Genomic DNA, 17,408 nt, shown 5'->3' with positions numbered 1-17,408 from the left:
CGAACCCGGATGAAACAGCAGGTCACAGCGGGTGCGACCCGATCAGGACGATCTTCGTGCGGTGACCGTCCCGGTGACCGTCCCGGTGATCGGCCCGGTGATCAGCGCGGTGATCAGCGCGGTGATCAGCGGTGCGCCGGCCCGACCTGGAGGGTCATCGTGCTGCCGTCGAGCGCCTCACCGACGATGGTGATCCGGGTGTTGGTGTCCTGCACCTTGACCCCGCCGGTCGGGTTGGCGGCGTCCCAGTAGGAGCCGTAGTGGTCGTCGAAGACCGGGTTGCCGAGCTTCGCCTTGACCTTGGTGGCGACACCGTTGGTGTGCACGGTGAAGCCGTCGGTCGGGAACCAACTGAACGGCGAGTCGTACGCCTGGATGCGGTTGCGCATCACGCTGCCGTCCGACCACTTCTCCGCCTTGGCGTGGGCGTCGATCGGCAGGATCTGGCCCGTGCCGGGGTGGATGCCGACGTTGTTGTCGGACTGCGAGGTGTCCCACAGCCAGACCAGCAGACCGTTCTGGTACGGGTAGTGCTCGACCCAGTCCGGCCGGGTGCTCGTCCAGCCGAAGTTGTACGGGCCGGTCTTCAGCGTCTTGTCGTACGAGACGTACTGCCGGTTCTCCGCGATGTAGTACTGCGGGTAGTCGTTGGTGAACGACGCCCCGATCCGGGAGAAGCCCTTGGCGGTCCAGCCGTTGTCGTCCGTCTCGGCACCGTCGGTGAAGACGGTCGCGCCGTCCGCGGTGACCGAGATCGCGTCGGCCGCGAAGCCCTGCTGGGCCACGCCGCCGTCGGTCAGGTAGCGGAAGCGGAGCTGGATCTGCTTGCCCGCGTAGGCGTTCAGCGGGAAGGACAGGTCCTGGTACGCGCCGTTGGTGCCGGTCAGCGCCGGGGTGCCGCCGCCGTCGCGCGGGATGGACTTGCCGTTGGCGGTGCCGTCGAGCGCGGTCCAGGTGGCCCCGCCGTCGGCGGACGCCTCGGTGTAGAGGTAGTCGTACCCCTCCTCGATGTCCCACCAGCCCTTGAGGGCCAGCGACGCCGAGGACTTGCCGGTCAGGTCGACCGAGCGGGTCAGGGTGTTGGACAGGTTGTCGCCGCTGCCGCTCCACCACTGCTTGCTGCCCTCGGCGGGCGCGGTGATGGCGGTGGTGACCGCCTTGTCGGGCAGCGAGACGATCAGCGCCTGCTTGTCCTTGGTGTTGTACTCGGCGACGCCCAGCTTGGTCGTCGAGCGCGAAGCGGCCTTGGCCGTACCGTAGTTGAGCCAGCCGAGCTGGAGCTTGTCCCAGGCGCTCATGTCGTCCGGGAGGTCGCCGATCGAGTCCTTGCCGGTGCCCATCCAGGAGCCGGAGGACATCAGCGACCAGAAGCCGACGCTGGACTCGCCGACGTACGTGGTGTCGTACTCGTCGGGCAGGCCGAGGTCGTGGCCGTACTCGTGCGCGAAGACGCCGAGTCCGCCGTTCTCCGGCTGGAGGGTGTAGTCACCGATCCAGACGCCGGTGTTGCCGATCTGGGTGCCGCCGGACTTGTTGTCGGCCGGGCCCGTGCGGCCCGCGTCGGTGCCGTAGGCGTACCAGCGGTGCGCCCACAGCGCGTCCGTGCCCTGGGCGCCGCCGCCCGCGGACTCGTCCTCGCCCGCGTGCACGATCTGGAAGTGGTCGATGTAGCCGTCGGGCTCGTTGAAGTTGCCGTCGCCGTCGTAGTCGTAGCGGTCCCACTGGTCGTACTGGGCCAGGTCCGCCTTGATCTGCGCGTCGGTGCGGCCCTGGGCCTTCTGGTCGGCGACGTACGCGGTGGTGGCGTCGCGGATCAGGTCCCAGGCGCTGGAGCAGGTGCTGGCGCCGCAGTAGTTGGAGCCGTAACGGGCCTCGTTCCAGGGCACCTTGACCCAGGAGGAGACCTCGCCCTCCACCGAGTAGCGGCCCGAGGACTGCTTCTCGTAGTACTTCGCCAGCGACTCCTTCTTCGCGTCGTGCGAGAAGTAGAGGTCGTTGAAGTGCTGCTGGTTGTAATCCGCCTGCCAGGCCGTGCTGTTGTCGTTCTTCGGGTCCGGCTTGGCGATGGTGTTGTGCGCGGGGCCCGGGTCGCCGCCGTACTTCACGACCGGCGGCTGCGGGCCGTCGGGGCCGTCCGGGTCGTACGTCGTGGTGTTGTCGACCTGGTCGCCGAACTCGACAAGAATCGTGAAGATCTTGTCGGTCTGCTCGCGGCCCAGCTCGACGTACTTGCTCTTCTTGCCCTTGCCGGAGCCGAGTTGGACGACCTTCGAGCCGCCGCGCTGCTGCACGGTCGCGTCGCCGTTCACGACCTGCTGAAGCGCGGCCGTACGCTCGGCCGACTGCTTCTCGCTGAACGGGCCCGGCAGATCGTGGGCCTGGTTCTCCGCCGGATCGTGGCTGGCCACGGGTGCGGGCTGCCCCTTCTCGGCGGGAGCCGCGTACGCCCCCGCGGTGGTGACCGCGGTGACGCCCAACACGGCTATCGCGAGGGCCAGGGCGGCGGGTGTGGTGATCCTCCGCTGCGTTTTCAAGATTTTTGACCTCCCCTTGAGAAAGGCCATTGCATCGGAGTGACGGGAGAAAAAACAGATCTTGACTTGAGCATGGCAGGCCAGTACGTTTACCGGTTTCCCGGCACCGCTCAGCGGACCCACAGGTCACACCAACCGGCCGCCGCCGTACAGGCGTTGACGGACACCGGCGTCCGCAGGATGAGACGCCTGACACGCTTGCGACCCCGTGCGCCCCCTCGTGCTCCGCACCGTGGGTTAGGTCACGCTTACCCCATGTTCGGGCCGGGCATGCCGAAGCGTAGAGCCAGCCCGCTACCGAGGACGGATTCCCCCAATGCCACGTCCTACGACCGCGCAACTCGCCTACGGTTCCCTGACCGTTGTCCTGTCCACCTTCGCGATGCTCCTGCTGTCGGACGCACGGTCCGGCGTGGGAGTCGCCGTCATTTGCGCGGCGGGACTGATCCTGGGCCTGCTCGTCGCGGTGACCGTCACCCTGCCCTTCGTCGCCCGGGTGCGGTCCGCCCAGGCCCGGCCCAGCGCCTCCACCGGTTCCACCGTTCCCGCCGCCGAGTCCGGCGCCCAACCGTCCCCCGCACAGCGCCCGCTCCCACGGGCCGCCGGCGGTCGCGGCGTACGCGAGTCGTCGCGGGTCAGCGAGGCGTCACTACGACGCTGAGGCCCGGCGCGGACCCGCGCGGAAGATCCGCACCGCATGTCACCGCTGAAGGCACTTCGGCACTTCGGCACTTCACGGCGCCACCGCTTCATCGCTCCAGCGCTCGTCCGCTGCACCGCTTCACCGCTGCACCGCGTCAGACGGCGGCCACGACCACGGTCCTGGCCGCCTTGTCGTGCAGGCACTGCCGGAACGGCTTGTCCCAGGTGCACCACAGGGAGTTGAGCAGCCAGAAGAGCGGGCCGATCAGGATCGTGACGAGCACGCCGGGCAGCGCGTAGACCGCGGCCCGCGTCCAGCCGACGCCGCCGGGGACCGCGCCGTCCTCCAGGCGCGCCGCGCGTATCCGCAGCAGCATCTTGCCGAGGGTCTGCCCGCGGGCGGCCGTCATGGCTCCCTCGTAGAGGAAGTACGCGATGAAGGTCGCCGCCCCCGCGAGGATCTCCTTGCCGCGGCCCGCGTCACCTGGATTGGACAGATCACCGCCGAACACCGCCGCGCTGAGCAGCACGTCGAGGACGATCAGGATCGCGGTGTCGACGACCCGGGCCAGGAACCGCTGGCCGAGGGAGGCGAGCGGGGCCATCCCGGACGGCTGGTCTGCACTCATGACGCTCAGTCAATCAGCCATCCGGGTGGCGGTACAGGGCGTGTGCGGCGCCCTTCCGCCCGGCCGCCGGTCCGTCAGGCGGTCTGGACGACCACCGTCTTGGCGGCCTTGTCATGGAGCCCCTGCTTGTACGGCTTGTCGAACAGCACCGTGATGCCGAGGATCACGAACCAGACGCAGCTGCAACAGAAGGCGGGCAGCCACAGCACGAGGGCGCGCAGCCCCGCCGCCGCGGAGGTGGGCACGCTGCCGTTCTCCAGCATCGCCACGCGCAGCTTCATCAGCTTCTTGCCCACCGTCTGGCCGGTGGACCGGGTCATGAACCACTCGTAGAGGAAGCCGAGCACCGCGAAGAAGGCGCCGCCGACCGCCGACTTGCCGCTGCTGAAGTTGTCGGTGCCGCCCGCCGCCCAGTCCAGCAGACCGGCCGGGATCAGCACGATGATCACGTCGATGACGCGGGCCAGCACGCGCTTGCCGCCGTCCGCCAGCGGCGGCATCCCGGCCAGCGGGTCCTGCGGGGCGCCGCCGTAGGGGTTGTTGGGGTCACCGGGCCCGCCGGGACCGCCGCCGTACGGGTTTCCCGGGCCGCCGGGACCGCCACCGCCGTACGGATTCGCCGGGCCACCGGGACCGCCGCCGTAGGGGTTGTCGGAGCCGCCGGGGCCGCCCGGAGTGGCGGGACCGCCGCCGTACGGGTCGCCGCCGTACGGATTGCCCGGCGGCGGGGTGCCCTGGGCGCCGTTGTACGGGCCGCCTGCCTGGTCGCCTGGCGGCTTGGCGAAGGGGTCCTGGGGGGAACCGGGCGCTGGCTGATCGGTACTCATGTCCCGAGTCAAACCCGGACACCGGCCGCCCGCCCGCTGCGGACTCCGTTCGGAGTACGGCGCCGCCCCGGACGTACGGCACCGGCGCGGACGTACGCCCCCACGGACGTGACCTCAGTCGGCCGCCACGAACGTCCGCGCGGCCTTGTCGTGCCAGCACTGGCGCCACGGGCGGTCGAAGAGGCACCAGGCGAGGCCGACGACGCCGACGACCAGGACGTCCAGCACGGTGTGGGTCAGCCAGCGGCGAAGGCTCGGGCCGAAGGCCGGCGGGATCTGCGCCTCGACGTCCAGCACCCGCAGGCCCACCAGCTTCTTGCCCAGCGTGCGCCCCCACTTGACGGTCGGCAGCACTTCGAGCAGCAAGCCCGCCAGGACCGCCACCAGCAGCACCACGGCCAGCTCCAGGCCCGTCGTGCCGTCGATCAGCCACACCTTCACGGTCTCGCCGCTCTGCTTCGCGTCGTCCACCTTCGTGTGAATGTGGTGGTACGCGGCCGTGCCCAGCGGCACGGCCGCGGCGGCGGTCAGCGCGCAGAACAGCACCGTGTCGAGCACGCGCGCCGCGAACCGCCGCACCAGCGCGCCCGGCCGACCCTGCGCCGAGATCATGCTCAGGAACGGGTCACCGGCCGGGGGCCGCCACGGCGCCGGGCGCTCCTCGCCCGCGGGCCGCTCCTGCTCCCCCGCAGACTGCCGGGCCAGATGGTGCACCTGCTGCGCCCAGGGCGCGGCCTGCGGTTGAGGCTGCGGCTGGGCCTGCGGCTGCGGCTGCGGCTGCGGCTGCGGCTGAGACTGGGGGGCGGCCTGCGGCTGCGGCTGGGCGTGCGGTTGAGGCTGGGCCTGGACCTGGGCCTGCGGCTGGTGGGGCGGTGTCCGCGGCTGGGGCCGCTCGGCAGCGGGCGGAGGCTGCTGCGCGGGCACGCCCGGCGCGGCGGCCGTGCCCGCGGCGCCCCAGGAGATCCGCGGCGGCTCGGCGCCGGGCTCCTGCCCGGCGGGCCGGGGCCAGGAAGGAGCGGGCTCCGGGGCGGACGCCGGGGCCGCAGCGGGCGCCGGCGTACCGAAGTCGGAGTGCGGCGCCCCCGGGTCCTCGTCGAGGAACATTGGCCCGGACTCGTCCATCGCCGGGGCGGGCGGAGGGGAAGAAGAAGGGGACGGGGACGGAACCGGCGCCTCACCCGCGGCGGGCGCGGGCCGGCTCGTACCCGGCACCCAGGTGGAGCCGTTCCAGTAGCGGATGTAGTTCGGGACCGAGGGGTCAGGGTAGTAGCCCGGGGCCGGGGACGCGGAGGAGGAACCGGAGGAGCCAGAAGTGGGTGCGCTCATGGTTCACGGAATCCGTATCTGCTCGGTCTGGGGGGTTTGTGACGTCCACATCTACCAGACGCGCGGGCCCGGCGTGACCGCCGTTCCCCGCACCGCCCGGCTTCGGAGGGCGTACTTGTCTTTACCCGTACGCGCCCCCTCGTGCCCGTGCTTCAGGAAATTTGAACCGAATCCCGCGAACCCGCGTAATGGTTGGAGTGGTACGCGCTCTCTCCTGGTGCAGGCCCCGGCGCAGCACCCGCTGCGCGTCACCGAAGACACCGCGGAACACGCGGAACGCGAAATGGGGCTGCCGCGCCGAGGAAAGGATGTCGAGTCGATGCACACCGTGGTGGAACGCGAACTGGAAATGCAGCTAGTGCTGTCGCCGGAGCGGAGCATCCCCGTACCCGCCAGGCTGGCCTATCGCACGGATGATCCCTTTGCCGTGCACATCACTTTCCACGTGGGCTCCGACGCCCCCGTGAACTGGACCTTCGCCCGCGAGCTGATCGTGGAGGGGGTGTTCAGGCCGTGCGGTCACGGTGACGTGCGGATCTGGCCGACGAAGGTCAACGGCCGCAGCGTGATCTGTCTGGCCCTCAGCTCCCCCGACGGCAACGCGCTGCTGGAGGCGCCCTCGTCGCCGGTCGCGGCCTGGCTGGAGCGGACGCTGCGGGTGGTGCCGCCGGGCACCGAGCACGAGCAGCTCGGCATGGACGACGGTCTCAGCCGGTTGCTCGCCCCGACCACGCGGGACGAGCTGTGGCTGAGCGATCCGTGGTCGGGGAAGGACGAGACGCCGGACGCGGGGGCGTGAGGGCCGGGCACGCCCGGCGCGGCCCTCAGAACAGCTTGCCCGGATTCAGCAGCCCGAGCGGGTCGAAGACGGCCTTCACGCCGCGCTGCAACTCGACGCCGGTGGGGCCGAGTTCGCGGGCCAGCCAGTCCTTCTTGAGCAGGCCGACGCCGTGCTCTCCGGTGATGGTGCCGCCGAGCGCGAGACCGAGCGCCATGATCTCGTCGAAGGACTCGCGGGCCCGCAGGGCCTCGTCGGGGTCGTGCGCGTCGAAGCAGACCACGGGGTGGGTGTTGCCGTCGCCCGCGTGCGCGCACACCCCGATCGTCAGGCCGAACTTGGCCGAGATGTCCGCGACGCCGTCCAGCATCTCGCCGAGCTTCGCGCGCGGTACGCACACGTCGTCGATCATCATGGCCGTCGAGATGGTCTCCAGCGCCGTCAGCGACAGGCGGCGCGCCTGGAGCAGCATCTCGGACTCGGCGCTGTCCTCCGCGGGCACCACGTCGGTGGCGCCCGCCGCCGTGCACAGCTCGCCGACCGCGGCGAGGTCGGCGGCCGGGTCGGCGGTGTCGAAGGCGGCGAGCAGCATGGCCTCGGTGGTCTCGGGCAGGCCCATGTTCGCCATCGCGTTGACCGCGCGGATGGTCGTGCCGTCCATCAGCTCCAGCAGCGACGGCACATGGCCGCTCTCCATGATCGAGCAGACGGCGGCGCAGGCCGCGGCGGCCGACGGGAATTCGGCGACCATGGCGAGCTGGCGCGGCGGCGCGGGCCGCAGCGCCAGGACCGCCTTCACGACGATGCCGAGGGTGCCCTCGGAGCCGACGAAGAGCCGCGTGAGGTCGTATCCCGCCACGCCCTTGGCGGTGCGCCGCCCGGTGGTCAGCAGCCGCCCGTCGGCCAGCACCACCTCGAGGCCGAGGACGTACTCGGCCGTCACCCCGTACTTCACGCAGCACAGGCCGCCCGCGCCGGTGCCGATGTTGCCGCCGATCGTGCACTGTTCCCAGCTCGACGGGTCCGGCGGGTAGGACAGGCCGTGCTCGCCGACCGCCCTGGACAGCACGGCGTTGACGACGCCCGGTTCGACCACGGCGATCCGGTCGACCGTGTCGATCTCCAGGATGCGGTCCATCTTCACCAGCGAGAGCACGATGCAGCCGTCCATGGCGTTGGCGCCGCCGGACAGCCCGGTCCGCGCCCCCTGCGGTACGACCGGCGCCCGGTGCGCGGTCGCGGTCCGCATGACGTGCTGCACGTCCTCGGTGCTGCGGGGCAGCACGACCGCCGCCGGGGTGCCGACGGCGGAGAAGCTCGCCATGTCCTGGGAGTACGCCGCGACGACGTCGGGGTCGGTCAGTACCGCCTCCGGCGGCAGGCCGCCGCGCAGTGCGGTGATCAGTTCATCGTGCATGTGTTCACCCTGACAGGCCGGGGCCCCGCCCTCAAGGGCGGGACCCCCACGAGACCACAGGGTGAGATCAGAGGTTGCCGCGCAGCTCCTGCTCCCGCTCGATCGCCTCGAACAGGGCCTTGAAGTTGCCCTTGCCGAAGCCCATGGAGCCGTGGCGCTCGATCATCTCGAAGAAGACGGTCGGGCGGTCCTGGACCGGCTTGGTGAAGATCTGGAGCAGGTAGCCGTCCTCGTCGCGGTCCACGAGGAGCTTGAGTTCGCGCAGTGTCTCGACGGGGACGCGGGTCTCGCCCGCCCATTCGCCGAGGGTGTCGTAGTAGGAGTCGGGGGTGTCGAGGAATTCGACACCGGCGGCGCGCATGGCGCGTACGGAGGCGACGATGTCGTTGGTGGCCAGCGCGATGTGCTGGACGCCGGGGCCGCCGTAGAACTCCAGGTACTCGTCGATCTGGGACTTCTTCTTGGCGACGGCCGGCTCGTTGAGCGGGAACTTCACCTTGAGCGTGCCGTCGGCCACGACCTTGGACATCAGCGCCGAGTACTCGGTGGCGATGTCGTCGCCGACGAATTCCTTCATGTTGGTGAAGCCCATGACCCGGTTGTAGAAGGCCACCCACTCGTTCATCCGGCCGAGTTCGACGTTGCCGACGCAGTGGTCGATGGCCTGGAAGAAGCGCCGCGCCGGGGGCTCGACCACCGGCTCGGCGGCGACGAAGCCCGGCATGTAGGGGCCGTCGTAGCCGGTGCGGTCGACCAGGGTGTGCCGGGTCTGGCCGTACGTGGCGATGGCGGCGAGCACGACGGTGCCGTGGTCGTCCTTCAGCTCGTACGGCTCGGTGAGGCCGGTGGCGCCGTGCTCGACGGCGTACGCGTACGCGGCGCGCGCGTCCGGGACCTCCAGGGCGAGGTCGACGACGCCGTCGCCGTGGGCGGCGACGTGGTCGGCCAGGAAGCGGCCGTGGTCGGTGGCGGGCTTGATGACGGAGGTGAACACGAAGCGCGCGCCGCCCGACTCCAGGACGTAGGAGGCGGTCTCGCGGCTGCCGTTCTCGGGTCCCGAGTAGGCGACGCGGCGCATGCCGAAAGCGGTGGAGTAGTAGTGCGCGGCCTGTTTGGCGTTGCCCACGGCGAAGACGACGGCGTCCATGCCCTTTACCGGGAAAGCATCCTGGGTCTCAGTCATGACAAAAGCGTCCCGCCGCTTGTCAGGGTGCGCAATAGTTCCGGATTTCAGTGGACAGTCTGCACAGCGGAAGCGAGGATCGACGGGTCAATCTGTGCAGCATGACCACGGAAGGCGGCGGGGTATGGGGATCGACGCGCTGGACGGGCGGCTGATCACGCTGCTGGACCGGGAGCCGCGGATCGGCGTGCTGGAGGCGTCCCGGCGGCTGGGGGTGGCGCGCGGCACGGTGCAGGCGCGGCTCGACCGGCTGAGGGCCAATGGGGTGATCCGCGGCTTCGGCCCGCAGGTGGACCCGGCGGCGCTCGGCTATCCGGTGACGGCGTTCGCCACGCTGGAGATCAAGCAGGGCCAAGGGGCCGACGTACGGGCGCACTTGACCACTGTGCCGGAGGTGCTGGAGCTGCACACCACGACCGGTCAGGGCGACATGCTCTGCCGTCTGGTGGCGCGTTCCAACGCCGATCTCCAGCGGGTGATCGACCGCGTTGTCGGCTTTGATGGGATTGTCCGGGCCGCCACGGCCATCGTCATGGAGAACCCGGTCCCGCTGCGGATCATCCCGCTGGTGGAGCAGGCGGCGCGCGACACGTAGACGCGCCACGCGGTCGAAGGAGACGGGGAGGTGGCGGCGCGGTGAGCTTCTGGCAGTACCTCTCCAACCGGCACCAGCAACTGCTCACCGACGCCTTCCAGCACGCCAGCGCGGTGTTCCAGTGCATGGTGCTCGCGACCGTGATCGGCGTCCTGATCGGTGTCCTGACCTACCGCAGCGACTGGGCGGGCAATCTCGCGGTCACCTCGACCGCGACCATCCTCACCATCCCGTCGCTGGCCCTGATCGGTCTGCTGATCCCGGTCCTGGGCCTGGGCGTGCCGCCGACGGTGACCGCGCTGACGCTGTACGGGCTGCTGCCGGTCGTCCGCAACTCCATCGTCGGGCTGCGCGGTGTGGACCCGGCGCTGGTGGACGCGGCCAAGGGCATCGGCATGTCGCGGGTGGCCCGGCTGCTGCGGGTGGAGCTGCCGCTGGCCTGGCCGCCGATCCTGACCGGTATCCGGGTCGCCACCCAGATGCTGATGGGTATCGCGGCGGTGGCCGCGTACGCCTCGGGCCCCGGCCTCGGCAACGAGATCTTCCGCGGCATCGCGTCGCTGGGCAGCGCCAACGCGCTCAACGAGGTGCTGTCCGGCACGCTCGGCATCATCGTCCTCGCGCTGCTCTTCGACGCCGCGTACGTGGGCATCGGCCGTCTGACCATTCCGAGGGGGATCCGTGTCTGAGCAGTGGTCACCGCAGGACCGGGAGCAGCCGGCGCCCGCCGGGGTGGCGGGCGCCACCATCGAGCTGGAGAACCTGACCAAGCGCTATCCGGGCAGCCAGGACCCGGCCGTGGACAGCGTCAGCATGGAGATCAAGGCCGGTGAGACGGTGATCTTCGTGGGCCCTTCCGGCTGCGGCAAGTCCACCACGCTGAAGATGATCAACCGGCTGATCGAGCCGTCGTCCGGGCGGATCAGGATCAACGACGAGGACGTCACCGCGATCGACCCGGTCAAGCTGCGCCGCAAGGTCGGGTACGCGATCCAGTCGTCCGGTCTCTTCCCGCACATGACGGTCGCGGAGAACATCGCGCTGGTGCCGAAGATGGTCGGCTGGAGCAAGTCGCGGGTCAAGGACCGGGTCGAGGAGATGCTCGACCTGGTGGGCCTGGACCCGCGGGAGTTCCACGGCCGCTACCCGCGCCAGCTCTCCGGCGGACAGCAGCAACGCGTGGGCGTGGCACGGGCGTTGGCGGCCGACCCGCCGGTGCTGCTGATGGACGAGCCGTTCGGCGCGGTCGACCCGATCACCCGCGACCACCTCCAGGACGAACTGATCAGGCTCCAGCACGAGTTGCACAAGACGATCGTCTTCGTCACGCACGACTTCGACGAGGCCATCAAGCTGGGCGACCGGATCGCGGTGCTCCGCGAGCACTCGCACATCGCCCAGTTCGACACGCCGGAGGCCATTCTCACCAACCCGGCCGACGACTTCGTGTCCGGCTTCGTCGGCGCCGGCGCGGCGCTCAAGCGGCTCAATCTCACCCGCGTGCGCGATGTCGGCATCGCCGACTTCCCCGCGGTGGGCGTCGACGAGCCGTTGCAGTCGGTCTTCGAGCGGCTGCGCACCAGCCAGCACAACGAACTGCTGCTGCTCGACCGGCGGCGCCGCCCGTACAAGTGGCTGCGGCGCGGCGATCTGATGCGCGCCAAGGGGTCGTTGGCACGGGCGGGCACGGTCGTGCACGACACGGTGACGCGGGACGCGACGCTGCGGGACGCGCTGGAGGCGGTGCTGACCGACAGCGGCGGGCGGGTGGCGGTGACCGGGCGGCGCGGCGAATTCGTGGGCGTGGTCGACATGGAGACGCTGATGAACTCGGTGCAGGAGATGCTGGAGGCCGACCGGCTGACCGCGATGGAGCACCAGCACGAACTGGCCGAGTCGCAGGCCGGGCAGGGACACGAGGAGGAGCGGGCACGCGCCGAGCAGGAGGGCGCGGCGGGCGCGGAGCCGGCGTCATGAGCCCGGACGGCCCGGACCGCGCGACGGGGGCCAGCCGCGCCGACGGCGGCCGGTCCCACCCGTCGGGCCGGGACACCCGCGACGCCGGGGAGCGCCGTCCCCCCGGCGAGCACGACGTGCGCGGCCTGGCCTTCCGCGACGACGACGGCGGTACGGAGCACGAGGAGCACGAGGGCGGGCCCGCGCCCGCCGCGACCAGGCCGAAGCCCAAACTGACGTGGCGGAAGCTGGTGTTCACCCCGGTCGTGCTGGCCGCCGTGCTGCTCGCCACGTATCTGTGGATCACCAACATCCACCTGGACGCGATCGAGAAGAATTCGCTCGACGACGGCAATGTGCAGCTCCGGCTCTGGCAGCACGTGAAGCTGACCGCGATCTCCACCTTCTGGGTGCTGGTGATCGCCATCCCCGTCGGCATCGCGCTGACCCGGCGGCGGCTGCGCAGGGTCGCGCCGTTCGTGACCGCGCTCGCCAACATCGGCCAGGCCACCCCGGCGATCGGCCTGCTGGCGCTGCTGGTGATCTGGCTGGGCATCGGCGCCCGCACCGCGATCATCGGCATCGTGGCCTACGCGGTGCTGCCGGTGCTCTCCAACACCGTCGCGGGGCTCAAGGCCATCGACCCGACGCTGGTGGAGGCCGCGCGCGGCATCGGCATGTCGGCGCCCGGCGTGCTCGCCAAGGTCGAACTGCCGCTCGCCGTACCGCTGATCCTCGCGGGCGTGCGGACCGCGCTGGTGCTCAACGTCGGCACCGCCACGCTGGCCACCTTCGGCGGGGGCGGCGGCCTCGGCGACCTGATCACCTCCGGCATCGTCAACCAGCGGATGCCGGTGCTGATCCTCGGCTCGGTGCTGACGGTGGTGCTCGCGCTGTTCGTGGACTGGCTGGCCTCGGTCGCCGAGCAGTTGATGCGGCCCCGCGGCCTGGAGGTGACGGCGTGACGCGGCGGCGTACGGGGCTCGTGGCGCTCTGCGGCGCCGCCCTGCTGGCGTCCTGCGGGCTGACCAGCGGCAGCCCGCTGGTGGACAACGTCAAACCGGGCTCGATCGGGCAGGGCGAACCCCTCAAGGGCGCCCACCTGGTGATCACGTCCAAGAACTTCAGCGAGAACATCATCCTGGGCGAGATGATCGGCCTCGCCTTCAAGGCGGCGGGCGCGAGCGTGCTGGACCGGACGAACATCACCGGCTCGATCGGCGCCCGCGAGGCGGTCAAGTCCGGTCAGGCGGACGCGATGTACGAGTACACCGGCACCGCCTGGATCACGTATCTGGGGCACACGGAACCCATCAAGAACCCCCAGGCGCAGTGGCAGGCCGTGCACGACGCGGACCTGAAGAACGGCCTGACCTGGCTGCCGCCGTCCACGCTGAACAACACGTACTCGCTCGCCGTCAGCCAGCGCAACAACGCGAAGTACCACCTCAAGACGCTCTCCGACGTGGCCGCGCTGGCGAAGAAGGACCCCAGGGCCGTGACGCTGTGCGTGGAGAACGAGTTCGCCTCCCGGCAGGACGGGCTGCCCGGCATGATGAAGGCGTACGACATGGACATCCCCAGCTCGCGGATCCAGAAGATGGACGCGGGGATCATCTACACCCAGGTGAACAAGAACGGTTCCTGCCTGCTGGGCGAGGTGTACACCACCGACGGCCGCATCCAGTCGATGCACCTGACCGTCATGGAGGACGACAAGCACTTCTTCCCCAACTACAACGCGGCGCCCGTCATCTACAGCAAGGCGTTCAAGAAGTACCCGGCCATCGCCAAGCTCCTCGACCCGATCAGCGCCAAGCTGGACACGGCGGTCGCGCAGAAGCTGAACGCCCAGGTGGACGTGGACGGGCAGGACCCGCACGACGTGGCGAAGAAGTGGCTGATCGCGGAGGGCTTCATCAAGAACGGGTGAGGGGGCCCTGCGGGGCTCGGGGGGGGGTACGGCTCGCGGGGTACGGGCCGGGGGTACGGCTCGGGGGTACGACTCTGGGGTGGATGCAAAGCTGTTTTGCAAAAGAGCGTTGCAAAGGTGCTTTGCATGCGCTTAAGGTGGTGTCCATGACGGACAAGAAGGACGCGGTGCCGATCGGCCCGATCTCGGACGAGGATCTGCTGACCCTCGACGCCAGGTCGCTGCGCGGCCTCGCCCACCCGCTGCGGATGCGGCTGCTGGCCGCGCTGCGCGACCGCGGCCCCGCCACGGCCTCCCAACTGGCCGACCGGCTCGGCGAGTCCAGCGGTGCGACCAGCTACCACCTGCGCCAGCTCGCCTCGTTCGGCCTGGTCGAGGACGACCCCGGCCGCGGCACCGCGCGCGAGCGCTGGTGGAAGGCGGTGCACCGGGGCCAACGCTTCGACAGCATCGGGGAGTTCGTCCGGCACCCCGACCCCGAGGTGCGCGCCGCGATGAGCACCTTCCTGGTCGAGCACGCCACCAGCAGCGCCGAGCAGGTGGCGACCTGGATGAGCACGATGCACACCTGGCCGAAGGTCTGGCAGGAGGCGTGGGACTCCAGCCGCTTCACGCTGCGCCTCACGCCGCAGGACGCGGTGGAGCTGAGCGAGCGGGTGCACGCGCTCGTGGAGTCCTTCCGCGAGCGGGAGACGGACGGGCCGGAGGGTGAGCGGGTCCGGGTGCAGTTCCACGAGTTCCCGATCGCGTCCGACTGACCCCACTCCCCCGCGCCGCGCGCGCCGTCACCGCACGCGCAGCCGTATCCGTACCGGCTCCCTGTCCGTACCGGCTCCCTGTCCGTACCGGCCCGTAATTCCGTAGCTCCGTCACTCCGTATCAACGACCCATCGTCACGGGGGAATTCGCCATGCCCGCACGCACCGCGATACCGCACGCCCACCACCGGCCCGACGGGTCGGGACCGGCCCGCGACCGGCGCCCGCTGGGGGTGCTGCTGGCCGCCAACGTGGTCTCGATCGCCGGGAACATGCTCACCGTCGTCGCCGTCCCGTGGTTCGTGCTGGAGACCACCGGGAGCCCGGCGCGGGCCGGTCTGGTCGCCTTCGCGGCCACCCTGCCGGTCGTGCTCGCCGCGATCCTGGGCGGCCCGCTGATCGACCGGCTCGGCTACGCGGTCACGAGCGTCGTGTCGGACGTGGTGTGCGCGGCGGCCATGGCGGCCGTACCGCTGCTGCATCTGACCGTCGGGCTGCGCTACTGGGAACTGCTCGCGCTCGTCGGCGTCAGCGGCCTCTTCCACGCCCCCGGCGAGACCGCCCGCGAGGTGCTGATGCCCCGGCTCGCCGCACGCGCCGACACCACCGTGGCGCGGGCGTCGAGCGCGTACGAGGGCGCGTCGCGCGGCGCCCGTATGCTCGGCGCCCCGCTGGCTGGCGTGCTCATCTCGGTGATGGGCGCCACCAATACGCTGCTGGTCGACGCGGCGACCTTCGCGGTGTCCGCGGTGCTGATCGGGATCGGGGTACGGGACCGGACGCCGGCGGAGGCGCCGGAGCCGCCGAAGGAGTCCGCCGGCAGTTACCGGGCCGAACTGCGCGAGGGATTCGCCTACTTGGTGGCCGCGCGGCTGCTGTTCGCCATCGTGGTGATGGTGATGGTGACCAACGCGCTGGACCAGGCGTGGTCGGCGGTGCTGCTGCCGGTGGACGCCCGCGAGCACCTGGGCGGTTCGGTGAGCGTCGGCCTGGTCGCCGGGACCTTCGGCGGCGGCGCGCTGATCGGCTCGCTGACGTACGGCGTCGTCGGCCACCGGGTGTCGCAACGCGGCCTCTACATCGGCGCGTTCCTCATCAGCGGCTTCCCCCGGACGGCCGTGGCCGCCTTCGTGCCCGGTCTGACCCCGCTCCTGGTCACCTGCGCGGTGTGCGGGCTGGCCGCCGGGGTCCTGAACCCGATGATCGGCACCGAGATGGTCCGCCTGGTCCCCGAGCGGCTGCGCAGCCGGGTCTTCGGCGCCGTCACCTCCGGCGTCCTGGTCGCCGTGCCGCTGGGCGGCCTGCTCGGCGGCTTCCTCGTCCAGTACGCGGGCCTGCGCACCGCCATGGCCACCGTCAGCGCCGTCTATCTGCTCACGACGCTGAGCCCGCTCGTCCTGCCCGCCTTCCGGCACTGGAACGACGAGCCCGGCGACGAGCCCGCCGTGTCGCCGGGCGCCGCGCGGGCATCGGTCTAGCAGGTCGGCAGCTTTCCGCCCTTGTCCAGGGCGGCCAGGGCCGCCAGCGCGCCGTCCAGGTCGTTGACCGGGACCAGCCTGAGCCCGTCGGGCAGCTCCGCCTTGGCGTCGGAGCACTCACCGCGCGGTACGAGGAAGACGGTCGCGCCGTCGCGGCGGGCGGCCTGCTCCTTCAGCGGCACCCCGCCGACGGCGCCGACCTTGCCCGAGGCGTCGATGGTCCCGGTGCCCGCGATGGTCCGGCCGCCGGTGAGGTCGCCGCCGTGGCCGTCGCCGTTGATCTTGTCGATGATGCCGAGTGCGAAGAGCAGCCCGGCGCTGGGGCCGCCGACGTCGGCGAGCTGGAGATCGACCTTCACCTTGGACGGTGAGAGCCCGAGGTGCTTGAGCGCGGCCGTCGTCGCCGCGTCCTGCGAGTCGGTCATCTCCTTGCGGTTCGCCTTCTCGATCTCCTTCACCGAGCCGCCGGTGGGGTAGACCGAGTCGCGCGGCATCGCCGCCTGGTCCTTCTTGAACCACGCCTTCAGCACGTCGGTGACGTGCACCGAGGCGTCCGGTGACGTCGCCTGGATCGTCACCATCCGCAGTTGCCCGCTCGTCCTGCGCACCGGTGTCCCGCTCACCGTGATCACCTGCGTCCCCTGGTCCGCCCCCAGCACGTTCGCCGTCAGCCCCGGCTCCACGATCGAGATCGGGAGCGGGGCGAGGGCCGCGACGGCCAGCAGCCCGGCCGTGACTGCTCCGCAGACGGCCAGAGTCACGGTCCGCCGGGAGACGCTGCTTCTACGCATGCCGCCGACCCTATTTCACACCCCCCGCCCTCGCGGCCACGCCCCCGCACGACCAGTGGCCCCTCAGGGGCGCGAGGAACCGCGCGAGCAACCCACCACCGGCCGGTGGCCCGGACCCAACCGAACAGCCCCGCCGAGACCGGCGGTGACCCGCGGCAGCACCATGGCTGGCCGCGCAGTTCCCCGCGCCCCTAAAAACACGGCCCACCGCCCCCAGCAAAGCAACCGCCCCGGGGCCGGGCCCCAGCTACCCGCACGCACGCACGACCAGCGCCCCCTCAGGGGCGCGAGGAACTGCGCGAGCAACCCACCACCGGCCGGTGGCCCGGACACAACCGAACCGCCCCACCGGGGCGGGTGGTGACCTGCGGCAGCATCATGGCTGGCCGCGCAGTCCCCCGCGCCCCCCAAAACACGGCCCACCGCCCCCAGCAAAACAACCGCCCCGGGGCAGCAGCCCAAAACGCGTAGCGGCGTCCCGGCAAAGGAGCCCCCTTGGGCCGCGCCCGTGAAGACGCGTAGCCGGCGTCCCGGCAAAGGACCCGGCACGGGCCCGGGGGC

General features: G+C 71.0%; 16 protein-coding genes. 9 read left to right on the top strand and 7 right to left on the bottom strand.

Annotated elements, in window-relative coordinates:
• Positions 1-125: 125 nt before the first annotated feature.
• Complete coding sequence (locus ABZX65_RS23140) at positions 126-2,534, bottom strand: immune inhibitor A domain-containing protein (RefSeq protein WP_355343072.1); 2,409 nt, start codon at positions 2,532-2,534, stop codon at positions 126-128.
• Positions 2,535-2,850: 316 nt separating this feature from the next.
• Here ABZX65_RS23140 and ABZX65_RS23135 point away from each other — a divergent pair, with 316 nt between their 5' ends.
• On the top strand, positions 2,851-3,195 hold the full coding sequence (locus ABZX65_RS23135; RefSeq protein ID WP_355343069.1) for a hypothetical protein: 345 nt from the start codon (positions 2,851-2,853) through the stop codon (positions 3,193-3,195).
• A gap of 136 nt (positions 3,196-3,331) precedes the next feature.
• On the opposite strand, the gene ABZX65_RS23130 is transcribed toward ABZX65_RS23135, so the two are convergent.
• The 3 genes from ABZX65_RS23130 to ABZX65_RS23120 form a co-directional block, all read right to left on the bottom strand.
• Positions 3,332-3,805 (bottom strand): RDD family protein, encoded by a 474-nt coding sequence (locus ABZX65_RS23130; protein WP_355343066.1) that lies wholly within the window; start codon positions 3,803-3,805, stop codon positions 3,332-3,334.
• Positions 3,806-3,879: 74 nt separating this feature from the next.
• On the bottom strand, positions 3,880-4,632 hold the full coding sequence (locus tag ABZX65_RS23125; protein ID WP_355343063.1) for an RDD family protein: 753 nt from the start codon (positions 4,630-4,632) through the stop codon (positions 3,880-3,882).
• 114 nt (positions 4,633-4,746) lie between these two features.
• Positions 4,747-5,958, bottom strand: coding sequence for an RDD family protein (locus ABZX65_RS23120; RefSeq protein WP_355343060.1), 1,212 nt, complete (start codon positions 5,956-5,958; stop codon positions 4,747-4,749).
• A gap of 319 nt (positions 5,959-6,277) precedes the next feature.
• Between ABZX65_RS23120 and ABZX65_RS23115 the strand changes: the two genes are divergently transcribed.
• The gene (locus ABZX65_RS23115) at positions 6,278-6,757 is read left to right on the top strand and encodes an SsgA family sporulation/cell division regulator (protein ID WP_355343286.1); all 480 of its coding nucleotides are present in this window, start codon (positions 6,278-6,280) and stop codon (positions 6,755-6,757) included.
• Positions 6,758-6,782: 25 nt separating this feature from the next.
• Here ABZX65_RS23115 and ABZX65_RS23110 read toward each other — a convergent pair whose 3' ends face one another.
• Both ABZX65_RS23110 and hppD read right to left on the bottom strand, forming a co-directional pair.
• On the bottom strand, positions 6,783-8,153 hold the full coding sequence (locus ABZX65_RS23110; protein WP_355343057.1) for an FAD-linked oxidase C-terminal domain-containing protein: 1,371 nt from the start codon (positions 8,151-8,153) through the stop codon (positions 6,783-6,785).
• A gap of 67 nt (positions 8,154-8,220) precedes the next feature.
• On the bottom strand, positions 8,221-9,336 hold the full coding sequence (gene hppD / locus ABZX65_RS23105) for a 4-hydroxyphenylpyruvate dioxygenase (protein WP_355343054.1): 1,116 nt from the start codon (positions 9,334-9,336) through the stop codon (positions 8,221-8,223).
• Positions 9,337-9,460: 124 nt separating this feature from the next.
• Between hppD and ABZX65_RS23100 the strand changes: the two genes are divergently transcribed.
• From ABZX65_RS23100 to ABZX65_RS23070, 7 genes are all read left to right on the top strand, one after another.
• Positions 9,461-9,931, top strand: coding sequence for an Lrp/AsnC family transcriptional regulator (locus tag ABZX65_RS23100; RefSeq protein WP_093716663.1), 471 nt, complete (start codon positions 9,461-9,463; stop codon positions 9,929-9,931).
• Positions 9,932-9,972: 41 nt separating this feature from the next.
• Positions 9,973-10,620, top strand: coding sequence for an ABC transporter permease (locus ABZX65_RS23095; RefSeq protein ID WP_355343051.1), 648 nt, complete (start codon positions 9,973-9,975; stop codon positions 10,618-10,620).
• Positions 10,613-11,908: a betaine/proline/choline family ABC transporter ATP-binding protein gene (locus ABZX65_RS23090; RefSeq protein WP_355343048.1), complete on the top strand. Its 1,296-nt coding sequence runs from the start codon at positions 10,613-10,615 to the stop codon at positions 11,906-11,908. Before ABZX65_RS23095 ends, ABZX65_RS23090 begins: the two co-directional genes overlap by 8 nt.
• A complete protein-coding gene (locus tag ABZX65_RS23085; protein WP_355343045.1) occupies positions 11,905-12,852 on the top strand; it encodes an ABC transporter permease in 948 nt (315 codons plus the stop codon). Before ABZX65_RS23090 ends, ABZX65_RS23085 begins: the two co-directional genes overlap by 4 nt.
• Positions 12,849-13,820, top strand: coding sequence for a glycine betaine ABC transporter substrate-binding protein (locus tag ABZX65_RS23080; protein ID WP_355343042.1), 972 nt, complete (start codon positions 12,849-12,851; stop codon positions 13,818-13,820). The genes ABZX65_RS23085 and ABZX65_RS23080 overlap by 4 nt, the downstream gene beginning before the upstream one ends.
• 146 nt (positions 13,821-13,966) lie before the next feature.
• On the top strand, positions 13,967-14,578 hold the full coding sequence (locus ABZX65_RS23075) for a helix-turn-helix domain-containing protein (RefSeq protein ID WP_188284047.1): 612 nt from the start codon (positions 13,967-13,969) through the stop codon (positions 14,576-14,578).
• 152 nt (positions 14,579-14,730) lie between these two features.
• Positions 14,731-16,056, top strand: coding sequence for an MFS transporter (locus ABZX65_RS23070; RefSeq protein ID WP_355343039.1), 1,326 nt, complete (start codon positions 14,731-14,733; stop codon positions 16,054-16,056).
• Here ABZX65_RS23070 and ABZX65_RS23065 read toward each other — a convergent pair.
• A complete protein-coding gene (locus tag ABZX65_RS23065) occupies positions 16,053-16,847 on the bottom strand; it encodes a S16 family serine protease (protein ID WP_355343036.1) in 795 nt (264 codons plus the stop codon). The two genes, ABZX65_RS23070 and ABZX65_RS23065, sit on opposite strands and share 4 nt — an antisense overlap.
• Positions 16,848-17,408 lie beyond the last annotated feature (561 nt).

This window comes from Streptomyces sp. NPDC003300, assembly GCF_040610915.1.
In the GTDB taxonomy this organism is placed as follows: domain Bacteria; phylum Actinomycetota; class Actinomycetes; order Streptomycetales; family Streptomycetaceae; genus Actinacidiphila.
Note: the sequence above shows the minus strand (reverse complement) of the source record. Positions and strands in the feature narration are given on the sequence as shown.